The 22,072-nt window shown below is 40.6% G+C and carries 24 protein-coding genes; 9 read left to right on the top strand and 15 right to left on the bottom strand.

The genetic code is table 11. From position 1 onward, the window contains the following. Window positions 1-13: 13 nt before the first annotated feature. The 5 genes from E2L03_RS14470 to E2L03_RS14450 form a co-directional block, all read right to left on the bottom strand. Window positions 14-1,276, bottom strand: a complete 1,263-nt coding sequence (locus E2L03_RS14470; protein WP_134259460.1) for an extracellular solute-binding protein — start codon at window positions 1,274-1,276, stop codon at window positions 14-16. Between the two features lie 74 nt (window positions 1,277-1,350). Further along, the gene (arfA, locus tag E2L03_RS14465; RefSeq protein WP_134259458.1) at window positions 1,351-2,862 is read right to left on the bottom strand and encodes an arabinosylfuranosidase ArfA; all 1,512 of its coding nucleotides are present in this window, start codon (window positions 2,860-2,862) and stop codon (window positions 1,351-1,353) included. A 266-nt stretch (window positions 2,863-3,128) separates the two neighbouring features. After that, window positions 3,129-3,530 carry a hypothetical protein gene (locus E2L03_RS14460; protein WP_095150133.1) on the bottom strand — a complete coding sequence of 134 codons (402 nt, stop codon included), beginning with the start codon at window positions 3,528-3,530 and terminating at the stop codon, window positions 3,129-3,131. Next, window positions 3,523-3,831, bottom strand: a complete 309-nt coding sequence (locus E2L03_RS14455; RefSeq protein WP_038479336.1) for an antibiotic biosynthesis monooxygenase family protein — start codon at window positions 3,829-3,831, stop codon at window positions 3,523-3,525. Before E2L03_RS14455 ends, E2L03_RS14460 begins: the two co-directional genes overlap by 8 nt. Before the next feature lie 14 nt (window positions 3,832-3,845). Beyond that, entirely contained in the window at window positions 3,846-4,991 is a 1,146-nt protein-coding gene (locus E2L03_RS14450) for an acyl-CoA dehydrogenase family protein (protein ID WP_134259456.1), read from the bottom strand. Between the two features lie 146 nt (window positions 4,992-5,137). Here E2L03_RS14450 and E2L03_RS14445 point away from each other — a divergent pair, with 146 nt between their 5' ends. Next, entirely contained in the window at window positions 5,138-5,533 is a 396-nt protein-coding gene (locus E2L03_RS14445) for a DUF2188 domain-containing protein (RefSeq protein ID WP_243839533.1), read from the top strand. On the opposite strand, the gene E2L03_RS14440 is transcribed toward E2L03_RS14445, so the two are convergent. Further along, window positions 5,527-6,276: a S1 family peptidase gene (locus E2L03_RS14440; protein ID WP_166740320.1), complete on the bottom strand. Its 750-nt coding sequence runs from the start codon at window positions 6,274-6,276 to the stop codon at window positions 5,527-5,529. The two genes, E2L03_RS14445 and E2L03_RS14440, sit on opposite strands and share 7 nt — an antisense overlap. Then, window positions 6,269-7,066 carry a YtvA family blue-light photoreceptor gene (ytvA, locus tag E2L03_RS14435; RefSeq protein WP_038479326.1) on the bottom strand — a complete coding sequence of 266 codons (798 nt, stop codon included), beginning with the start codon at window positions 7,064-7,066 and terminating at the stop codon, window positions 6,269-6,271. Before ytvA ends, E2L03_RS14440 begins: the two co-directional genes overlap by 8 nt. 164 nt (window positions 7,067-7,230) lie before the next feature. Here ytvA and E2L03_RS14430 point away from each other — a divergent pair, with 164 nt between their 5' ends. From E2L03_RS14430 to sda, 5 genes are all read left to right on the top strand, one after another. After that, window positions 7,231-7,578 (top strand): YojF family protein, encoded by a 348-nt coding sequence (locus E2L03_RS14430; RefSeq protein WP_038479323.1) that lies wholly within the window; start codon window positions 7,231-7,233, stop codon window positions 7,576-7,578. 22 nt (window positions 7,579-7,600) lie between these two features. Further along, window positions 7,601-8,284, top strand: coding sequence for a bacillithiol biosynthesis deacetylase BshB2 (bshB2, locus tag E2L03_RS14425; protein WP_038479320.1), 684 nt, complete (start codon window positions 7,601-7,603; stop codon window positions 8,282-8,284). Further along, window positions 8,281-9,117 carry a 5'-3' exonuclease gene (locus tag E2L03_RS14420; RefSeq protein ID WP_134259454.1) on the top strand — a complete coding sequence of 279 codons (837 nt, stop codon included), beginning with the start codon at window positions 8,281-8,283 and terminating at the stop codon, window positions 9,115-9,117. Before bshB2 ends, E2L03_RS14420 begins: the two co-directional genes overlap by 4 nt. Window positions 9,118-9,248: 131 nt before the next feature. After that, complete coding sequence (locus tag E2L03_RS14415) at window positions 9,249-9,743, top strand: hypothetical protein (protein WP_055735929.1); 495 nt, start codon at window positions 9,249-9,251, stop codon at window positions 9,741-9,743. 99 nt (window positions 9,744-9,842) lie between these two features. Continuing rightward, window positions 9,843-9,983 (top strand): sporulation histidine kinase inhibitor Sda, encoded by a 141-nt coding sequence (gene sda, locus E2L03_RS14410; protein ID WP_078440168.1) that lies wholly within the window; start codon window positions 9,843-9,845, stop codon window positions 9,981-9,983. A gap of 143 nt (window positions 9,984-10,126) precedes the next feature. Here sda and E2L03_RS14405 read toward each other — a convergent pair whose 3' ends face one another. From E2L03_RS14405 to E2L03_RS14395, 3 genes are all read right to left on the bottom strand, one after another. Next, the gene (locus E2L03_RS14405) at window positions 10,127-10,348 is read right to left on the bottom strand and encodes a hypothetical protein (RefSeq protein WP_038479314.1); all 222 of its coding nucleotides are present in this window, start codon (window positions 10,346-10,348) and stop codon (window positions 10,127-10,129) included. A gap of 337 nt (window positions 10,349-10,685) precedes the next feature. Continuing rightward, window positions 10,686-11,009 (bottom strand): bacillithiol system redox-active protein YtxJ, encoded by a 324-nt coding sequence (gene ytxJ / locus E2L03_RS14400; RefSeq protein WP_055735930.1) that lies wholly within the window; start codon window positions 11,007-11,009, stop codon window positions 10,686-10,688. 69 nt (window positions 11,010-11,078) lie between these two features. Further along, window positions 11,079-12,188 (bottom strand): PQQ-dependent sugar dehydrogenase, encoded by a 1,110-nt coding sequence (locus tag E2L03_RS14395; protein WP_236702382.1) that lies wholly within the window; start codon window positions 12,186-12,188, stop codon window positions 11,079-11,081. Window positions 12,189-12,297: 109 nt separating this feature from the next. Between E2L03_RS14395 and E2L03_RS14390 the strand changes: the two genes are divergently transcribed. Both E2L03_RS14390 and E2L03_RS14385 read left to right on the top strand, forming a co-directional pair. Beyond that, window positions 12,298-13,122, top strand: a complete 825-nt coding sequence (locus tag E2L03_RS14390; protein ID WP_038479305.1) for an aldo/keto reductase — start codon at window positions 12,298-12,300, stop codon at window positions 13,120-13,122. Window positions 13,123-13,298: 176 nt separating this feature from the next. Continuing rightward, complete coding sequence (locus E2L03_RS14385; RefSeq protein ID WP_038479302.1) at window positions 13,299-14,888, top strand: ABC-F family ATP-binding cassette domain-containing protein; 1,590 nt, start codon at window positions 13,299-13,301, stop codon at window positions 14,886-14,888. 37 nt (window positions 14,889-14,925) lie between these two features. Here the strand turns inward: E2L03_RS14385 and E2L03_RS14380 are convergent, their stop codons facing one another. The 5 genes from E2L03_RS14380 to mmgD form a co-directional block, all read right to left on the bottom strand. Beyond that, window positions 14,926-16,383, bottom strand: coding sequence for a CoA-acylating methylmalonate-semialdehyde dehydrogenase (locus E2L03_RS14380; RefSeq protein WP_134259453.1), 1,458 nt, complete (start codon window positions 16,381-16,383; stop codon window positions 14,926-14,928). Then, window positions 16,380-17,285 carry an NAD(P)-dependent oxidoreductase gene (locus E2L03_RS14375; RefSeq protein WP_276324731.1) on the bottom strand — a complete coding sequence of 302 codons (906 nt, stop codon included), beginning with the start codon at window positions 17,283-17,285 and terminating at the stop codon, window positions 16,380-16,382. The genes E2L03_RS14380 and E2L03_RS14375 overlap by 4 nt, the downstream gene beginning before the upstream one ends. Before the next feature lie 62 nt (window positions 17,286-17,347). Then, window positions 17,348-18,256: a methylisocitrate lyase gene (prpB, locus tag E2L03_RS14370; RefSeq protein WP_038479296.1), complete on the bottom strand. Its 909-nt coding sequence runs from the start codon at window positions 18,254-18,256 to the stop codon at window positions 17,348-17,350. Between the two features lie 18 nt (window positions 18,257-18,274). Then, window positions 18,275-19,711 carry a bifunctional 2-methylcitrate dehydratase/aconitate hydratase gene (locus E2L03_RS14365; RefSeq protein ID WP_038479293.1) on the bottom strand — a complete coding sequence of 479 codons (1,437 nt, stop codon included), beginning with the start codon at window positions 19,709-19,711 and terminating at the stop codon, window positions 18,275-18,277. A gap of 24 nt (window positions 19,712-19,735) precedes the next feature. Next, window positions 19,736-20,851 (bottom strand): citrate synthase, encoded by a 1,116-nt coding sequence (gene mmgD, locus E2L03_RS14360; protein WP_038479290.1) that lies wholly within the window; start codon window positions 20,849-20,851, stop codon window positions 19,736-19,738. 225 nt (window positions 20,852-21,076) lie between these two features. On the opposite strand from mmgD, the gene E2L03_RS14355 reads away from it, so the two are divergent. Then, window positions 21,077-21,928 carry a LysR family transcriptional regulator gene (locus E2L03_RS14355; protein ID WP_166740319.1) on the top strand — a complete coding sequence of 284 codons (852 nt, stop codon included), beginning with the start codon at window positions 21,077-21,079 and terminating at the stop codon, window positions 21,926-21,928. The last annotated feature ends 144 nt before the right edge of the window (window positions 21,929-22,072 follow it).

Here is a 22,072-nt window from a genome sequence, read left to right as displayed (position 1 = left end):
TACTTGCTACAGCTTATTGTCTTGTCGTCACAGCAAGAGCCTTTAGCATTTTATCAATTCCAGCTTCTGGCGTAAGGCGATTGCTCATAATCTCATCTAGCGCACGAATCATGTCCGTTTCAGCAGGATTTTGATAAATGGTTTTGTTTGTAAACACAACCTTTGATGCGACCTCGGCATAATCTGCACGGAACGGCTGGTCTTGGAATTCAGGTGACTCTACCACATCGGTTCGAGCAGGTATATGACCTGCCTTCGCCCACTCAGCCCCTTCATCGCTAACGAACGCAATAAACTCAGCAATCGCTTCTTTTCGCTCAGAAGATTGTTCTTCTTTAATCGGAACAATCAATGTATGTGCGTCACCTTGGGCAGCTTCAACATCAAATGATTGCGGAATCGGCATCGCCGTAAAATTTAGATCGGCAGCTTCCCAGATGCCCGTTGCCCATACGCCAGTCATCATTCCAACGGCGTTTCCAGCCTGAAAGGTTTCATAGAAATCACCAATATGCATCGGGATAACATCTCCGAAGAAATTATGAATGTATTCCGCAGCTTGAATCGCTATGTCTCGATCTAACGTAATTTCCGGTTCACGCAAATCATCTGAGAAGATTGGTGTTCCCCCCATTTGGAAGTAGACTGTCCACCACCATCGATACGTATCAACACCACCTGTAGATATGGCTAGTGGCGTCTTATCAGGCAGCGCTTCTTTTGCTGCTGCAAAATAATCCGTTAACCCCGTCGGAGTCGAATCGATCTCCGGCAGTCTTTGCCCATTTAGCAAGCCCGCTTCTTCTGCTAGATCCGTGTTGATATAGAGGATAAATGGGTGCGTATCAATTGGAACAGCATAGAGTTCATCCTCTACTTCAACGGCATCACGAATATTTTCAGGGAATCGATTAAAGTCTAACCCAGCTCCCGTCATCATCTCCTCAACCGGCTGCAACAGTCCTTGATTCATTAACTGTGGCAAGGAAGCCGCATGGGAAATGCCAATATCCGGTCCACGATCAGCTGCTACGCTCGTCACAATCTTGGTGTAATAGTCATCCCAATCCTGTAAGATGATGTCAACATAGACTTCATCTTGACTGCTGTTATACTCGTCAACAATCGCTTCCATGTAGGACAAATCCCCGCCTGACAGGAACACCCAATAATCCAGCTTCATTCTTCCATCTGCCATTGTGTCTGCTGAGCGTGTACACCCGCTCAACAGGACAACCGCACATGCTGCAACGATCCAGTACTTGGAATGCTTCATTGAAACGACCTCTTTTCTTCATCATTTAAAAAAAGATAGCGCTTACAATTAAAGAAATGCGAACGAGCTGCTACTTATGACCTTTTTTCTAGACGTATCACATGCCACGAAGCAGAAGAGAAATGAGCGGTGACCTTGCCTTGATCAACTTTAGCGTTTCCGTTCGTATGAGGCTTCACTCGATCATCATCTTTCGTATTGACTGCTTTTACATCATTGTTTTCAAGTACAATATGCTCTTTAATCTGATAGGATTCAAATCCGCGAATATCAATCGTCACAGTTAGATCATCCTCTAAATGGCGGTTCAAGCCAAAAATGGTTAGTTGCTCACTCTCTTCGTTATACACAACGGCTGTATCAAGCTGCGGAACATCCGTATACGCTTTTGTATCATAATATGGCGTCTTCACAACTGGCTGAAGGGAAACACCTCTGCCAAATACAGATACATGCATGTATGGATAAAAAATGGTTTGACGCCATGCCGGTCCGCCGTTTTCTGTCATAATGGGCGCGATAACATTGACGAGCTGAGCCAAGCAAGCCATTTTGACTCGATCTGCCCGTTTTAAAAAGCTCATTAACATTGAACCTACTAACAATGCGTCTTCAAAATTGTAGACATCTTCCAACTGTGGCGGAGCGACTGACCAAGGTTCCATTTTGCTGTCTGCCTCACGTGAATGGTACCAAACATTCCATTCATCAAAGCTGAGATACATTGTTTTTTTGCTACGCTTCTTCGCTTTTATATAGTCACATGTAGCAATAACCGTTTCAATAAAGCGATCCATTTCCAGGGTTTTTGCTAGGTAACTGGCGGAATCGTCAGTTGGATTACCATAATATTGATGTAAAGAAATATAGTCGACTTCTTCGTACGTATGTGCAAGGGTTGTTGCTTCCCACTCCGGGAACGTTGGCATATCGACATTTGAACTACCGCATGCAACCAATTCAATTGACGGATCAACCAGTCTCATTGCCTTTGCTGTTTCATTTGCGAGCCTACCATACTCTTCTGCTGTTTTATGACCAATTTGCCAAGGTCCATCCATTTCGTTTCCTAAACACCATGTTTTAATTGCGTGAGGTTGCTTGTATCCATGACTTATACGGAGATCACTGTAATAACTTCCTTCAGGATGATTGCAATATTCAAGCAAATTACGTGCGGCATCAACGCCTCGTGTTCCAAGATTTACAGCCATCATAACCTCAGCATTAGCTTGCTTTGCCCACGTGGCGAATTCATTCGTACCTACATAATTCGGCTCAAGCACACGCCAGGCAAGCTCCAGCTTTTTTGGTCGATTTTCAAGTGGTCCAACACCGTCTTCCCAGTTGTAGCCTGAAACCATATTTCCACCTGGATACCTGACAATCGGTACATTTAATTCTTTTACTAAATCCAATACATCCTGGCGAAAGCCTTCTTTCGTTGCAGAGGCATGATCAGGCTCATAAACACCTCCGTATACAGCACGACCTAAATGTTCAATAAATGAGCCATAAATCCTTGGATCAATCTTCCCTACAACAAATGAAGGATCGATTGTCATGTTGGCTTTTTTTGTTCCCATATGCACACTCCTTATAGTTAACTTTTTTGTTAATTAAGAATAGATACATTACTTATAGAGGATTATACTTCGGTGTGATTATTCAGTCAACTCATTCATGTTTAATTTTTCGAACTATTCTATCTCTATAAACCAAAAAAAGCATGCCCGTATAGAGCACGCCAATTACCAAGAGTACTTTATTTCTTTTTAAAAAAGCTCGTTTCGTTGCGAAACACACCTAGTCCATTTTCTATTGCACTGCGTTCCGTTTGTTGTTGCTTTGCTTACTCTTGAAAAGGAACTCGTTCCTTTTTACCGTATTCATCAGTCGCTTTTAAGGCTTGAATTGCGGCTGAAATATAGTTAGTGAACTGTTGCTCTTTATCTTGACCTAGTTGCTTTTCTATAGCAGCTGGAATCCGCTCAAAATTATCTATGAGTAAGTACGTCGTCATGCCGTGTTTGGTTAAAATACCATTTAACCATCTAGCATAATCAACAAACACTTGCGAATCACGAATCGCATACGCTGCTTCTAAATGACGAAAATGATGTTCATTGTCTTCAAGCGTATGCTTCCATCCCTTTTCACCATAGCGCTCCACTAAGCTTGGAAAATCACGATAAATAGATTGTGCAATCGTTTGAACGATCGGCTCATAATAGTGAGGCAGGCGCTCATTCATTGATAATCACCTCAAACTGACGCACTGTTGGAACAATGCTAGCTAGCTCTTGATCTGGGTATTTCTTTTCCAAATCATGAATGTCTTTAAACTCTTGACTCCGCACCCATTGAAGATAATCTTCTTTCGTTTCAAATTGCAGCTCTACCGTTAGCTCTCCTTGTCGCTTATGATGCTGTAGCAGACGGAAGGAAACAAACCCCTTAGCAGTATCCACTTTTCTAGAACGATTGCGGTAGATAGCAATGACTTCATCTGCCTTATTATCTGGTGCTTTGAAAGTAGAATGAACAACGTACATGTTAAATTCTCCTTTTATTCATTTAATAATGTCTTTGCAGCAAACTCAATTGTTTGATCGTCCATTGGTGGATTGTGTAAGCCAGCACGAACATTGCGATAGTACCTTGAAAGCGGTGAGGCATGGGCTAAACTTTGTGCGCCAACTACTTTCATCGAAAGATCTACCATGTTAATCGCATGTTGAACAACACTTTTCTTCGTCATCATAAAAGGCAAACGCATCGTTTTTCGTTCGTCTTTAGATGCTTCATCCCACTGCTTTGAAACACCATAGAGAATGCTTTGACTTTGTTGGTAAAGTAGCATTGCTTCACCTAATCGTTGGCGAACAGTTGGAATCGTCGCAATTGGCTTCCCTATACTATTTGGTGCATACGTACGTGCGTACGTAGCAGCCTCTTGAATGGCTGCGTAACCAATGCCTAGGTAGCATGCCGGAATGTGCAACAGCCATGCTTGGGGCAACTCCTGCCGCATTTGGACTTTTAAAAGCGCATCTTCTCGCACCTTCACACGATCCAATACTAAATCGTGACTTCCTGTTGAGCCCATTGCCATCATATCCCAAGTTGGATTGACTCTTACACCCTCTGTGCCTTTTTCTATGAGAAATAACCCTGTTGTTCCATCCTCTTCGATGGTTGCAAGTACAAGATAATAATCCAGATGCTCAGCAAGTGTGTAGAACGTTTTTTCACCATTGATCATCCAGCCTTCAGTCGTTTTCTTAGCTGATGTTTGAAAAACGCCGCCTCTCGTTGGGCTTCCTGTAGCTTTTTCAGTTGCGGCAGTATTTAATAGCATGCCCTTGTTCACAACAGCTTTAAGCACGTGCAGACGATGGCTTTTCGGCCAGCTTTTTTCTTGCGCTTCTTGATACATCGTTCCCATATGCCAGCCTATGCTTAGGGCCGTCGGACCATCTTCTCTAGCAATCAGCTCTTGGAGACGAAGCCATTCCGATAGCGGTACTTCTAAGCCACCAAATTCTTTCTCTACCGCTAAAGCAGCATAGCCAGAGTCTCGCAAAACTTGTATGTTTTCAATCGGTACCGTTTGCGTTCGATCATGCTGCGCCCCTATTTTATAAAACGGTTTTATCAGCTTTAACAATCGTCTCTCTCTTTCGACAGCTGACGTCGTGTTTAATAAGTCCACTCCTGTACACCCCTTTTCTACTCTGTTGGCAACTTCGTTTTACAAACATCCATCTACTGTTAAGAAAAAAATGATCGAATGATGTTTGATCCTCTCCATCCTCGGCTATGATCACTAAAAGGAGTGTGAAGAAAATGCCTTGGGACATGAAACAATACCCATCTGCTTTTAAACAGTTAGAAGCACCTATTAAGAAAAAAGCAATCGAAATTGGAAATGCCATGCTAGACGACGGTTATAAAGAGCATGACGCTATACCCATCGCGATTTCACAGGCAAAAAGCTGGTACGAGGATACACCGAAGAAAGATATTGAACAGTTTTACAAACACGGTCAAATGAAACCATCCAAAAACAGGGAAAAACAATCCTCTCCAACGTTAAATGAACGCAACCAGCTTGTTAAAGAACGAACGGATGGCTGGGCTGTACAAGCGGAAGGTGCACAAAAACCTAGCCACGTATATAAGACAAAAAAAGAAGCTGTTCAGCGTGCAAAAGAAATAGCTAAAAATAAAGGCACAGACGTTAAAGTTCAATGATCAAGAAATGGGAGGACTTGCTGAATTGGGATAGCAAGTCCTTCTCCATGAGTTCTCTCCTCTAAAGAGCGAGCATAAATGATACCAATGACTTCTCCTTCTTGAGAGAGAACTGGCGAACCGCTATGCCCAGGATAGACATCATTGGTTATCGACAATCGTTGGTAACTGCCTATTTCTTCAGACACGTGCCCTTCATTTGCAATAAAGGAGTGAGTCTGCGGATGACCGATGACAATCACCCGTTCATTTAAAAAGGATGTTGGTTCAGCAAGCCTTAACGGTTGAAACGATTCATTTTCAGCGTCAACACGAACGAGCGCGAGATCTTTTTCAGTGTCGTGTTTTATTGATTGTGCTGAATATCTTTTCCCATCTGCCGTCACAACCCATAAGGGACCTTGCTCGTCACTAACATGATGATTCGTTAACACCTCACCTTTTTCACTCACAAAAAAACCCGTTCCGTGACCTAAATTGGTTTCAACGACGACCACGCTGCTTTGCCAAGCTTCAATTGCTTCATCCTTAAATAGAGAATCGCTTTCTTGGATAAATTGCCAAGCGTTTAAAGAATAGTGTTCAAACAAAAAGGATACTGTTTGAACAAATAATGCTAAGGCGACTAACAAAGCAATTATTTGAAAGAAACGCCTTCTCCCTTTCTTTTCCTTTTTCGGTTCATCCTCTAAAAAATCACTCAACGGCGGCTCTTCATCATAGTTAAAAGAGTCGTTACTCAAATTGCTCAAACGCTTCTTTTAATATTTGCTTAACTGAGCTAGCTGTTTGAATGGTTTCCAATTGGTTTCCTCCTTTGAGAACCGATTGAATGGCCAGACCAGGCGCCATTCCACATAAAACAAGTTCAGCTCCAATAAGCTTTAAAACATCTCTCAATTGAAAAATTCCTTCAACAACAAATGCGTCATAATGCGTTAGTCCAGATAGATCAATGACGAGTTTTTTTATGCCTAAGCGAACGGTTTCTTGTGTGACCGTATCAAACATTAGATCAAATCGTTCTTTATTCATCTCGCCGATTAGAGGTAGAACTGCTAATCCATCCAATAATGGTACAATAGGTGTTGAAATAGACTGAATCCGTTGTACGGAACGCTCATATTCTTTTTTAGCCATAACTTGTTCCGTAATATCCCTTTGCACACCTACAAAATAAAGCTTGTCTTGGTCTTCTATATAAACTGGATCAATCGTTAGTTCATTCCAGAATAACGTTCCGTCTTTCGTATAATTGGCTACTTCAATTAAGACTGGTTTTCTATCTTTAATCGCTTCACGCAGTAAATCAATCTTGTTACGATCAGTGTCTTCGCCTTGTAAGAAACGGCAGTTCGTTCCCAAAACTTCTTCTACTTCATAACCAGTCATTTTCGTAAAACCCTCACTTACATAGACAATAGGATTGTCCTCTAGATCTGGGTCTGTAATTAAAATCCCTACTCGTGTATAGTCTAAAACCTTTACTAATAGTTCCGCTTGTTTAGCAACCTCTTCCAACATGTTCTTCATGCCTCCTACAACGCATACGTTACCACTAGTATAACATTTATCAATATGAAATTCTTTTTATAACATTTATTCAACACTTTTAAGCCACCTTCATTGAAGCAAAAGCGTGATGGGATTATAATGAATGATAGCATGTCGCTGTTACTTTACTATGGAGGCTACTTATGGAACGAATAAATAAAGAAACCGTCCAACTGCATATAAACGAATTTGCAACACAAGAGGTTTACTTACATTTAGAAACAACAAATGGTGCTTACGCTTCTCACTTTGATGAATCTTTCTTCTCGGCGAGCGCCTATATTCGAAACGCAAAAATCACGTATGAAAATGGAAAAATTGCTGGTGATGGCCCCTATCGTGTTGGCTTAAAACTTGATATTGGCTGGGTTTATGGAGAAGGCTTAACTCATTTTGAACTCGATGACGAAGGTAGACTGTTGCTTGCTGGTCACGGACAAGACGGAAAGTTAGCTATCGCTATGGAGCTATCGAAAACCCCTTTCCGCTAAAATTCATTAGGAGTGAACTATTATGAACAAACAAAGTCATGTACTCGTTGTTTTTCCTCATCCTGATGATGAGGCATTCGGCGTTTCTGGAACAATTACCAATTATATTCGCCATGACATCCCTGTCACTTATGCATGTCTTACATTAGGAGAGATGGGACGTAATTTAGGAAATCCGCCTTTTACTACAAGAGAATCACTGCCCGACATTCGGAAACAAGAATTGCAACAAGCCGCAATAGAGATGGGAATTTCTGATTTAAGAATGCTTGGTTATCGCGACAAAACGATTGAATTCGAAGCACCCGGTAAACTCAAACAAGATATTTTAGACTTGATAACAGAATTAAAGCCAACCCTTATCATTTCGTTTTACCCTGGCTATGCCGTTCATCCTGACCACGATGCTACTGGAGAGGCAGTAGTTGCGGCGTTGGAATCATTGCCTGAGAAAGATCGACCAACATTCCATGCCATTGCCTTTTCAAATGGGCATGAGGAAGCGATTGGGAAACCGGATATTTTGAATGATGTTCGTCCCTACGCTCAAATAAAACTGGATACACTGCGTGCTCATGCCTCTCAGCTTGCTTGGACATTACCGAGCTTAGAGAAGGCCTACCACGAAGGGAACAAAGAAGCGGTAGAACGTTTAACCATTGAGCGATTCTGGACCTATCCACTTAAAGCGAGTCACTCTTCATGACAGAGAAATGCCTACTCATTATTGATGGCTTTAACTTACTTAGCCGAGCCTATTTTGCCACAAGTTACAATCGACCTGTCGAATCATTAGAAAAAAACGAGAACGGCATACCCGTTAATGGAATGAATGTCTTCTTAAGAAAGCTTCATTCATTACTAAGCCAATACAATGCTACTCATTGTGTTGTAACCTGGGATATTCCGCGAGAAGAAACCTTTAGGCGTCAACTCTATCCACCTTATAAACAAACGAGAAATGAATTACCAGAACCGCTCATTCAGCAATATGAATTAGTAAAGAAAGAGTTGGATTCCTTATCCATTGCACAATTAACACTTTCACCATATGAGGCAGACGACTTAATGGGAAGTATTAGTAAAAAATGGACAGAGGAAGCCCCCCAAGCACCTGCTTATATTTATTCAAATGATAAAGACTTGTTTCAACTAATTGATAAGAAAGTATCTCAAATCATTGCTGCCAAAAAACAAGACATTGTAATGGATTATGAACGATTTATCCAAACATACGAAGTGAGACCTGAACAATGGGTTGATGTTAAAGCCTTGCTTGGTGATTCAAGTGATAATATACCCGGATGCCCTGGTGTAGGTGAAAAAACCGCTTTGCCTCTTATCCAAGCATACACCACACTTGAACTGTTGTTTCATCAACTAGATGATCTCGACCCCCGTTTTAATCGTGTGAAAAAGAAGCTAGCTACAGGCAAAGAAATGACACTGTTATCAAAAGAGCTTTCAGCCATTAAATGCGACATCGAGTCGTTACCAGCCATTTCCTCATTCGAGCGTTCTCAAGTTAGTCTTCTATAAAGCACTTACAATCAATGCTTGCACGTTGTGCTCAGCATTGATTTTTTTCTTCTATTCATTTCCATTGCAAATTACGTTCGCTTCTTCTATAATGGATCACGGATTTCCTAAGGACGAGAAGGAGTGTTTAGATGTCAGTCTCTACTCTACCAAAGGCAGATAAACGAGATATTCAATTAATTCGTATGCAACAACAGGTGAAAGAAATTGCAAAAGAAGACAAGAAGGAAGTTATAGGCATTGAGCAAATAGATGAAGAAGAATGGGTCATTGTCTCAAAGTCTTATTACAATGATGCGTTTCAAGTGATGATCAATGATTGCAGTCAACCTTATGACGGTAAATGGGATTTCGTTTTAGAAGCCGAATACAAAAAGGCCAATACGCTTTTTATTGATGATATAAAAGGAGAGCCATGCAGAGGTTATGGCTCTATCTGTATGCATTATCTCAAAGAGATTGCGTGGAAAGAAAACTGTGATATCCAAGGACATATTGTTCAACGCGACTGGGATCACGTTGACCGACTTACTCACTTCTATAAAAAACATTCTTTCTCTATTACGCTTAATAAAGAGGAAAAAAACGGAAAAATTCAGTGGTGCGGTGACGAACCTAGTTTTTAAGTAAACTAGGTTTTTGTCGTATTTTTTTTGTTTATATCTATTTTTATATGGGTACGGGAACGTTATAGAAACGATTTATATGTTGAAGGAGCGTTATGAATGATTGAACAATTGTCTGATTCCGTATTACTAGAAGCGTATAACAAAGCAAAACAAATTCAATTAGAAGAAGATTTTCTTGCTATTTTAGAAAAAGAGTTAGTGAGACGCGACATACATATAAACAAATCAACTATGTAATTCTACTCATAAACCTCTCTTATTTTCCACATTATAATCCTACAGACATGTTTAGATAGTTTATCTTAAGCACATAGCTAAGCCAAATGGGCGGTAAATCCACAACCGCCCATTCAGTATAGTAGGGAAAATCTTCTTACTCTCTATTCTTCTTCCTCTTCATCAAGTCTTGCTTCAATGGCTGCTACACGCGCACTTAACTCAATGACATAAATCACTAGAAAAGAAAAAGCAGCTACACCTAGCCACGATAAAAAATAAGCACTTCCCAATCCAGAAAGCAGCGAGAACACTGCTCCAAATACGCTTGTTAAACCGACTAAGATTGATACAAACAAGCTTATCGCATAAACTGCTAGATTCACAGAATCACCTCCATGCTTCTACGTTATGCAATGCCCGCATGACATTCTTGTTTGTTTGCCTGAAGGCTATAAAAATAGAGTAATGTACTAGTTGCTTTTTATTAATAGAGAAGCCTTCTTCTTTTTAGGCATTTCACGTATAAACAATAGATACGTTGAGAATAGTAATCGTATGAGGTGATGATAGTGACTTGGTTTGAAATCATACAGCGTAGCGCATCCATTCTCGTTATACTACTTGTTTTATTTACTTATCGCTGCATTTTTAAGCAAGATCAACAAGCAAAACAAAAAAACGAACGATAGCGCAAGCGCAGAATCGTTCGTTTTCGTTTAATCAGACTTGTTCTGCAATCGCCTTGTTCTTAATGTTCCAGTGAGATTCAGTCCAATGAACTTGGCCATTTTTTAATACAAACAGCTGAGGAGATTTATGAACGGTGTCTAAATCCTCCGCAATTTGGTTTGAAACAGGTCGTGATTCAATTACTTTTACAAACGCCGTTGCATAAGTAGGGTTATCGCTTGTGAACGCTTGAAATTCCTCAAACGCCTCTGCACTGACAGGACACTGTGTGCTATGTTTAAAAACTAATACGGTTTGTTCAGTAGCTTTCTCTTTAAACGTTTCCCACTCTTGAACGGTTTTTAATTCTTCCATTATTGTCACCTCATTTATTCTTCTCATTCCTAGTGTAACATATGCGCTCAAAACGATTTAAGCCAATTCTTAATTTAATTCCATGTGAATGAGACGATCATCTTCACTTTCTGGATTTCCTCTACCGTCAGTATTATTCGTGATAAAATAAAGATCGTTTCCTTCAATCATCACATCTCGAACACGACCATAATCTGATACATATTCTGTCCATTCTGTTGGTTCTTCAGGGTTAAACAAATAAACAGCTTCCCCTCTCAAACCTGCCGTATAAATCACGTCTTCATCTGTCGTGATTCCTGAAGGCGCCCACGTATCTTGGCCAGAATGGATAATAGGTGTCTCCATTCCTTCTTCTTCTTCATCGCCTTCAATCACAGGCCAACCGTAATTATTGCCGGCTTCAATAACGTTAAGTTCATCATGACCCGAAGCTCCGTGTTCCGAACTATACATTGTTCCATCCTGTAACCATGTTAGCCCTTGCGGATTTCGATGGCCATATGAATACACAAGTGAACCATCAAACGGATTGTCTTCAGGAATAGCACCATCTAACTCCATACGTAAAATAGACCCTGCCAAGCTCTCTTGATCCTGTGCCAAGTCTACTTCTTCCGCATCACCTGTTGTGGCATATAAATATCCATCTGGTCCAATCGCTAGCCTACCCCCATTATGCGTTGGGGCACCAGGAATCCCGTCTAACAAGACCGCGTTTTCTGTCCACTCATCTTCAGCTTCATTCCATTCCAGTCGCACAATTCGATTCTCAATCGCTGTGCCAGCACCTTCATAAGAATGATACGCATACGCGTAGCCATTCGAGGTAAAATCGGGATCTAACACCATACCAAGTAAACCAGACTCCGCTTCCTGAATAACCTCTTCATTTAGTTGTACCGTTTCTTCGGTAATCTCTTCATTCTCGTCTATTCGATAAATGGTTCCTTCTCGCTTAGGAATAAAGAAACGACTTTCATCCTTTACGATGGTCCATGGACTTTGAAGATTCTCCGCCATAACCGTCTCTTCTACTTCTACGACGCTTTCAGTCCTATCGTTATCGTCTGAGGCATCACCTGTTATATCAGTCATTTCTTCATCGTCTACCGTATTACAAGCCACTAAGAGAAAACTTCCTCCAAGTGTCATCATGATCTTCTTCAATTGAGACACCTCCATCCATTCTACCCTTTGTATAAACGATTTTCACTTTGTTAAAACCTTCTGCTTTTCCATAAGCCTTCATTTAGCGTATAATCAAGTTGAAAAAGGAGTGATAAAAATGAAAATGGTTACATTAAACAATGGCGTCGAAATGCCGCAACTTGGATTTGGTGTATGGAAAGTGAAAGATGAAGAGGCACAACCAGCCGTTTCAAAAGCACTAGAAACCGGCTATACATCAATTGATACTGCAATGATTTATCAAAATGAAGCAGGCGTGGGAAAAGCCATTGCAGAGTCGACTATTGACCGAGAAAAACTCTTTATCACAACAAAAGTATGGAATTCCGATCAAGGGTATGACCAAACACTTGCTGCTTTTGAAACGAGCATAAAGAAGCTTGGTCTTGATTACGTAGATTTGTATTTAGTCCACTGGCCAACACCCGACTTTGATCAATACATTGATACGTACAAAGCATTAGAAAAACTATACAAAGATGGTCGCGTTCGTGCCATCGGTGTCTGTAATTTTCATATTGAGCATTTAGAGCGCTTGTTAAATGAATGTGATGTTCCTCCAGTGCTGAACCAAGTTGAATGCCATCCATACCTAGCTCAAAATGAGCTCAGAGCTTTTTGTGAAAAGCACAATATTTATGTGGAAGCTTGGAGCCCTCTTGACCAAGGACAAGAGCTCTTGCAGGATGACGTAATTGTACAGATAGCGGAAGCACATCAAAAAACACCTGCTCAAGTCGTTTTAAGATGGCACCTTCAACGTGAAACCATTGTCATTCCAAAGTCCGTCACACCAAGTCGAATTGAAGAGAATTTCAATGTATTCGATTTTGAGCTCACTGATGAACAAATGAACGCAATCAATCAGCTTGACCGAAACCAACGTCGAGGCGCAGATCCGAACGAGATGCATGCTCGCTAATGAAACAGACGCTCGTTAACGCAGAATGCGGACGAGCGTTTTTTTGTTGTAAGCAAGGAAAAACCTAATTTGGCGAAAGAATTTATCTTTTGCCGTTTACACCTCTACACTTTGAAGGTAAACTAGAGAGTGGATTAAAAATCGAACATTTGTTACGACTCTTAGGAGGTTACACAATGATTACTGTTTCTAACGTCGGTTTACAGTTCGGCGGACGTAAACTATTTGAAGACGTAAATATACAATTTAACCCTGGAAACTGCTACGGCTTAATTGGCGCAAATGGTGCTGGTAAATCGACTTTTCTAAAAATCCTATCTGGAGAGATTGATTCGCAGCAAGGTCATGTTTCAATGAAACCAGGATCCCGTATGGCTGTATTAAAGCAAAATCACTTTGAATATGAAAATGAGCAAGTACTGCAAACAGTTATTATGGGTCACGCTCGTCTCTATCAAGTTATGCAAGAAAAAGACGCGATTTATATGAAAGAAGATTTCTCTGATGAAGACGGCATGAAAGCAGCCGAACTTGAAGGAGAATTTGCTGAACTAAACGGTTGGGAAGCAGAATCGGATGCTGCTGTTCTTTTAAAAGGGCTCGGTATTGGTGAAGACGCTCATTATAAAACACTTGCAGAACTATCTGAGTCAGAAAAAGTAAAAGTGTTGCTTGCACAGGCACTATTTGGTCAACCTGACGTGCTTCTTCTAGACGAGCCAACAAACGGCCTCGACTTAAAAGCCATTCAATGGTTAGAAGACTTCTTAATTAACTTTGAAAATACGGTCATTGTTGTATCCCACGATCGTCATTTCTTAAATAATGTTTGTACTCACATTGCGGATCTTGATTTTGGAAAGATTCAGCTTTACGTTGGAAACTATGATTTCTGGTATGAGTCTAGTCAATTAGCATTAAAAATGGCACAAGATCAAAATAAGAAAAAAGAAGAAAAAATTAAAGAGCTTGAAAGTTTCGTTGCACGATTTAGTGCGAACGCATCGAAATCAAAGCAAGCCACTTCCCGTAAAAAACAATTAGAAAAGATTACACTTGATGACATTAAACCATCATCTCGTAAATACCCCTATATTCATTTCACCCCTGATCGTGAAATCGGGAATGATTTGTTGTTAGTTGAAGGTTTAACAAAAACCATTGATGGGGAAAAAGTGTTAAACAATGTTTCGTTCCGCATGAGCAAAGACGATAAAATTGCGTTAGTTGGTTCAAATGATCTTGCCAAAACAACGCTATTTAAAATTTTAACAGGCGAGTTAGAAGCCGATAGTGGCTCGTTCAAGTGGGGCATTACAACAAGTCAATCGTATTTCCCGAAAGACAACGCAGAATTTTTTGAAGGCTGTGACCTAAACCTTGTTGACTGGCTACGTCAATTCTCACCTGAAGACGACAGCGAATCGTTCCTACGCGGTTTCCTAGGACGGATGCTTTTCTCTGGTGAAGAAGTATTAAAGAATGCAAGTGTTCTTTCTGGTGGAGAGAAAGTTCGTTGCATGCTCTCAAAAATGATGTTAAGTGGTGCTAACGTTTTATTACTAGACGAACCAACGAACCACCTTGACCTTGAATCCATTACTGCACTGAATAATGGACTCATTAACTTCAAAGGTTCAATGATCTTTAGCTCACATGACCAACAGTTCATTCGTACGATCTCAAATCGAGTGATTGAGCTAACGCAGGAAGGCATGATTGATAAAGATTCTTATGAAGATTATTTAAAAGCAGCTGTTAAATAAAAAAGAGTGGTCGAAAATCGACCACTCTTTTTTTGTGTTAGTTAAACCAACGTTCCGTTACAACTTTTTTCCGCGTGTAAAACTGAATGCCGTCTTTGCCATTTGTCCCTAAATCACCGAAGAAAGATGCTTTATTTCCAGCGAATGAAAAGAATGCCATCGGTGCCGGTACATTTACATTGATACCAATCATGCCAGCATCAATTGAATTCCTAAAATACTGTGCCGCTCTACCACTTGATGTATACAGAACAGCACCATTTGCGAAACGAGATTGATTCGTTAGCGCAATCCCTTCGTCTAAATCCTTCACTCGAACCACACTTAAAACAGGCGCAAAAAGCTCTTCCTGCCAAATGGTCATATCTGGTGTGACGTTGTCAAATAGGGTTGCACCAAGATAATAACCATCATCTTCAACGACTGGATCACGGCCATCAATAACAAGGTTCGCTCCTTCTTCTACACCTTTTTCAATGAAACGAACGACTCGATCTTTGTGACTCTGTCGAATGAGTGGTCCAACAAAATGTTCATCTCTACTACCGTTTCCAGCGGTTAATTTTTCGGTTTCACGTGTTAATATACTCATAAACTGATCCGCACACGACTCTTCAACTGCAACAACGGAACAAGCCATGCAACGTTCTCCGCTCGAAGCAAAAGCTGCGCCAATAACACCTTGTACGGTTTTTTCCATCTCACAATCCGCCAGAACCACAGCGTGATTTTTTGCCCCTGCTAATGCTTGGACTCGCTTTCCATTTGCTGTACCTGTTTGATAGACGTGTCTTGCAACAGGTTCTGAACCAACAAAAGAAATGGCTTCCACATTCGGATGCTCAAGCAAACCATTAACGACGTCTTTTCCACCATGAATTAAATTTAAAACACCATTTGGCAAACCGGTCTCGTGCATGATTTCAACAAGTCGTTCAGCTAAAAGTGGCGTTCGCTCCGACGTTTTTAAAACAAACGTATTACCAGCAGCAATCGCTAATGGGAACATCCATAAGGGCACCATCATCGGAAAATTAAATGGCGTAATTCCAGCTACAACCCCTAATGGATAACGCCATATTGACCCGTCAATTCCACCTGCAATATTCGGAAGTGCATCCCCCATCATCATGGACGGTGTAGACGTTGCAAGCTCCACACATTCTATACCCCGCTGTACTTCACCACGTGCATCTTTAATTGTCTTACCATTTTCTTTCGTTATAAGTTGAGCTAATTCTTCTCGATGTTCTTTTAATTTTTCTAAATAAACGAACATGTAACGTGCTCGTTCAGGAACTGGAACAACCTTCCACTCTTCATACGCACGCTTTGCCGCTACCACTGCATCATGAACATCTTCTACTGTTGAAAGAGGTACTGTCGCAATGGTTTCACCTGTCGCTGGATTCGGTACAGTCTCTTGCGTAGTTGCCCTTGAATCTACCCAACTACCATCAATCCAATTTTTTACCGTTTTCACTGTTGTCGTCATGCTTCTGACACCCCTTCTGCTTTAAAAGTGATCGTTTGATTTCCAACACGCTTAAACAGTACCGACATATCTTTCTCACCTAGGCCAGACTTTTCTGCATCCTCATATAAGTCTACAAGTGCCTGACTAATAGGTAACTCAAGACCGTGCTCTTTTGCTAAATCCATAGCAAAGCGTAAATCTTTATTTAAAAGTTTTAACGCAAAACCAGGTTCGTAATTGTCGTCTACCATAAAAGATTTATAGTTTCGCTCATAAATACGACTTTGACCATACGAAACATTCAGAACATTAAAGAGGAAATCAAGGTTTAGACCACTTTTTTCCGCTAGTTTTAACGCTTCTGCCACTCCAGCTGTATAGAAGCCAATTAATAAATTGTTAATCAATTTTGCATTCGTACCACTATCGTATTGCTCGCTTATGTGGAAAATATTGCTTCCAAGGATCGCCAAATGACTGTGAACCTCTTCTAGCAATGCTTTTGGTCCACCAACCATAAATGTTAACGTACGATTCTCTGCACCAACAACGCCCCCACTAACTGGTGCTGCGAGAAAGGACACGTCTCGCTTTTCTGCTTCTTCACCAATTCGACGTTCAAGCTCTGGTGAAACGGTGCTCGTATCGACTAACACAAGCCCAGTAGGTACTTTACGTATCAAACCATTTTCACCTAAATATACATTTTCACATGTTTCAGATGAAGGTAAGCTTGTAAAAATTAATTCAGCGTAATCAACAACATCATCAACAGTCAAAGCGGCTTTTCCGCCATTCTTTTCAAGCGTTTGTAAAGCGCTTTCATTTATATCATACCCTATTACGTCATACCCAGATTCTAGCAGATTAAGAGACATCGGTTTTCCCATATTTCCAAGACCAATAAATCCTATTTTCACTGTTAGCCCTCCTTTAGAGAAGAGCCTGCACTTTGGTAAAAGTACAGGCATGATGATGCTTTTTATTGATGTTTTGATAGCACCGTTTTTGCTACTGATTGATCTAGGTCTTCAAAATCTTGATAAGAGATGGTTTCGTAAAGCTCACTTCGTTTCTGCATATGGTCGAGGCTAGCTTTTTGTGTTCCATTCTCTAGTATATCTTGAAAAACACGCTCATATGCTTTTGCAGCAACCCGTAAAGACGTCACGGGATAGATCACCATATCATACCCCATATCTTCAAATTCAATGGCTTGATAATACGGTGTTTTACCAAATTCGGTCATATTAGCAAGGAGTGGTGCTTCAATTGCACTCGCAAACGCTCTAAACTCTTCCTCGCCTTGGAGCGCTTCTGGAAAAATAGCATCTGCTCCAGCCTCTACATAAGCTTTGGCCCGGTCAATGGCTTCATCCAGTCCTTCTACGCCTCTTGCGTCAGTCCGCGCAACGAGCAAGAGTGACGGAGCTGCTTTTTTAAGTGCCGCAATCTTTTGCACCATTTCCTCTGTAGTAACAAGCTTCTTGCCGTTTAAATGACCACATTTTTTCGGCAAATCTTGATCCTCCATTTGTACTGCTGCAACACCCGCTTCGACCATTTCAACAGCTGTACGCGCTACATTTAGAACACCGCCAAATCCTGTGTCGATGTCAACTAAAATAGGTAGATTTGTAGCACGAATAATTTCTTTAGCCCGATCCGCTACTTCTTTTGAATTCACAATTCCAAGATCAGGCAACCCAAGACTTGCTGTAAAAGCAGCACCTGAAAGATAGAGGCTTGTAAAACCTGCTTGTTTCGCCATTAAACCTGCCATGGCGTCATGAGCGCCGGGAATTTGCAAAATCCCTTTTTCCTTTACTTGCTTAAGAAACTGTTGTGCCAGTTCTTTTTGTGACAATGGTTGATCAACAATCCAAGGCATCTTCACACGCTCCTTTCTTTATTCCTGTGCAAATAAGTCTGTAAATGCAGGTACTGGAACTTTTTCTAGTTCTTTATAATCATTCGTCATGTCTAGAATCGCTTGATGCTGCTTACTAGCGTAATGAGTTGCTAGATTGTCTGTAAATTTTTGTTGGATTGCTGGAACTGCTTCTTCTCTTCTAAAACGATGACCAAGTGGATACTCCACTGCAATTTGATCTGTCGATGATCCATCTTTAAAGAAAATCTGAATAGCATTGGCGATTGAGCGCTTGTTCGGATCTAAATAGTCTTTTGAATACTGCTTGTTTTCACTAACAACCATTAAATCTCTTAACGCGTCCACTCTTGGATCATTCGCCATATCATCTTCATAGTCGTCAGCAACAATGTCACCTTTCAATAACCCTATAGCAATAATGTACTGTAAACAATGATCACGATCAGCTGGATTGTAAAGAGGTCCTTTTTTATCAATGATCCGAATGGCTGACTCATGTGTACTCACTTCAATTCGATCAATCTCGTCTAAACGATCTTTAATGGATTCGTGTAAAGTAACAGCACATTCTGCAGCTGTTTGAGCATGAAATTCTGCTGGATACGATACTTTGAATAAAATATTTTCCATTACATATGCATCAAGGTCTCTTGCTAGTGTTAGTTCTTGATTATTGAACAGCACATCTTGAAAACCCCAACCTGGAGCTGTTAGTGCTGTTTTGTATCCCATTTCTCCTTTAAGTGCTGTCATTGCAAGAAATACACCTCTGCTCGTTGCATCACCAGCTGCCCATGATTTTCTTGAGCCTGTATTCGGTGCATGACGATACGTTCGCAATGCTGAATTATCAATCCATGCATGAGAAACAGCATTAATGATTTCTTCTCTTGTGCCTCCTAGCATCCCTGCAACAACAGCAGTAGAAGCCACTTTAACAAGTAAAACGTGATCTAAGCCAACTCGATTAAAACTATTATCTAAAGCGAGCACCCCTTGAATTTCATGAGCTTTTACCATCGCAACTAATACATCTTTAACGGTTAATGGTTCTTTACCTTCAGCAATATTTGTACGACTGATATAGTCTGCTGTTGCTAAAATACCGCCTAAGTTATCTGAAGGATGTCCCCACTCAGCAGCGAGCCACGTGTCGTTGTAATCAAGCCAGCGAATCATCGTACCAATGTTAAACGCACCACGAATTGGGTCTAATACATGTGAGGTTCCTGGTACTTTCACGCCATTTGGAACGGTTGTACCTGGCACTACTGGTCCCAGCATTTTGACACATTCAGGATAGCGAAGTGCCAATACACCACAACCTAAAGTATCAATAAGAACATGAGCAGCTGTCGTTAGCGCTTCCTCACTTGTAATTTCTTTATCTAGGACATAATCTGCAATATCCTCTAGCAATTGATCTGTTTTTCTTGTATCTGTTGTTAACATAAGCGTAACCCTCCATAGTCACTATTATTTGATTGTATGTCTTGGTCCAGTATATTTCACTCTTGGGCGGAATAATTTATTGTTCTCATGTTGTTCAATTACATGGGCGCTCAAACCAACCGTTCTGGATGAAAGAAAAATAGGTGTATATAGGCCAATTGGAATACCAAGCATCCAATAAACAGGGGCTGCATAGTAATCAAGGTTCGGATAAAGCCCTTTTTCCTTTGCTATCAATGCTTCTCCTGCTTCACACATCCGCAAAAGGCGGTCGTCTCCTGCTGCAACGGATAACTCAGCCAATGCTTCTTTCATAATTTGAGCCCGAGGGTCCATTTTTTTCATGTAAACCCGATGACCGAAGCCCATAATTTTCTCTTTTTGCTTCAACTTGTTCGCAAGGAGTGTTTCGAATTCTTCTGGGGTATTCGCATCAAGAAGCATATACATGACAGCTTCATTTGCCCCACCATGAAGATGCCCTTTTAGAGACGCGACTGCTCCTGTTAATGCACCATACATATCCGATAATGTAGAAGCAATAACGCGCGCGGTAAATGTCGAATTTGGCATTTCATGTTCAGAATATAGAACGAGTGACTGATCAAAAACCCGTTCTTCAAGTTCCGTCGGTTCTTTTCCAGTAATCATATACAAGAAATTCGCGCTATAAGAAAGAGATTCTTTTGGACGCATAACGTCTTTTCCTTCTAGGACGCGATAGCTATTTGCGACGATGGTTGGTAACTTCGCAAGTAACTGATACCCTCTTTCTCGATTTACTTCTGGATCTCGGTTTAACAAGTCGTGATCATAGCTTGCTAATACAGAAATACCTGTGCGCAATGCATCCATTGGATGAGTCGAAGCAGGTAAGAGTTTAAACACATCAAGAATCACTTCTGGAACATCGTACGAATCACTTAGTCGCTTTGCCAAGTCCGTTCGTTCAGTTGACGTAGGCAATGTGCCTTGCAAAAGCAAGTGGACAATGTCTAAGTATCCGTGTGATTTTGATAGTTCAATTAAATCGTATCCATGAATCACAATTTCTCCTTGTTCTGTATCAAGAAATGATAAATCTGTTTCTGCTGCAATAACGCCATCAAGACCAGGGTAGTAGCTTTGTTCAATTGCCATTTCATCCCTCCGTTACTCGTAGTGTAAAACATGCATACTAAAGATAAAGCGCTTACAAATTTCAGCATATTCCTACAAGAGCATATACTGTGAATTCACTTCTTTTTTAGATTACCATAATTTCGTAATCGGTGCCAATGTTGATTTATTCTGTCTATTCAACCTTGTGATAGAGATTGAGAACGATTACAATGTAAAGATAGATTCGTAAAAAGGATGATTGCAATGAGACTTGACGATGATGAATTAATTGTTGCTTTAGATGCTGCTGGTACGATTCGGGGCGCCGCCAAACAACTATACTTATCACAACCAGCATTGAGTCAACGACTTAAACAAATTGAAGAAAAATGGGGTGAAGCGCTATTTATTCGCACTCATAAATCACTCATCCCCACACCAGTTGGAGAAGAAGTAATTCTATTTGCAAAAACACGTATTCGCGAAGAAAAAGAATTTATGAATCGGTTAAATACGTTAACAGGTCATGTTCGTGGTACCCTTTCTCTCGCTGTATCATCTGTTATCGCCCAATACTATCTTCCCCCACTCTTAAAGAACTATATGGAGCAATACCCTCAAGTGAAAATTGACCTACAAACTGGCTTCACCACTGCTATGTATGCTCAACGCCACAATGTGCACGTAAGCATCTTACGAGGAGAGCTTGAAGGAGAAGATGTAAAACAGAAATTATTCTCTGAAAACCTCTATTATGTTGCCAACAAGCAATATGAAGACACGAATACTTTAATTGAATTCCAAAGTGATGCTACTTTTCATGCAACACTTGATAAATGGTTTCTTACTGAACCGTTCCCTTTACCGAAACAAACGATTAAGGTCGACCAAATTGAGACTTGCAAACAGCTAATGTTAAACGGCATTGGTTCCTGTATTTTACCTGAAATTGCTACTCAAGACCTTGACGAAATGACATGCCGTTTTACACGCTTACATATGAATGGAAACGAACTACGACGAGATACATGGACGTATTATAATGAAAAAAACGCTTCTCTACCTCAAGTAAAAGCGTTTTTAGCATTGCTTCATGAAAAATCACTTTCTCATTAGTTCACGCCCTAAAAAACTGTTCAGCTTCAATCATGTGCAACTAAATGACCTTCACTGTCTGATTGCTTTGCATATGGCAAGAAGCTGAAACACTGTGCTTGCCTTTTTCATTTTTAAAAGGATATTACTTGCTTAAACAATTAA

Source organism: Shouchella oshimensis (assembly GCF_004375095.1).
In the GTDB taxonomy this organism is placed as follows: Bacteria; Bacillota; Bacilli; order Bacillales; family Bacillaceae_D; genus Shouchella; species Shouchella oshimensis.
Note: the sequence above shows the minus strand (reverse complement) of the source record. Positions and strands in the feature narration are given on the sequence as shown.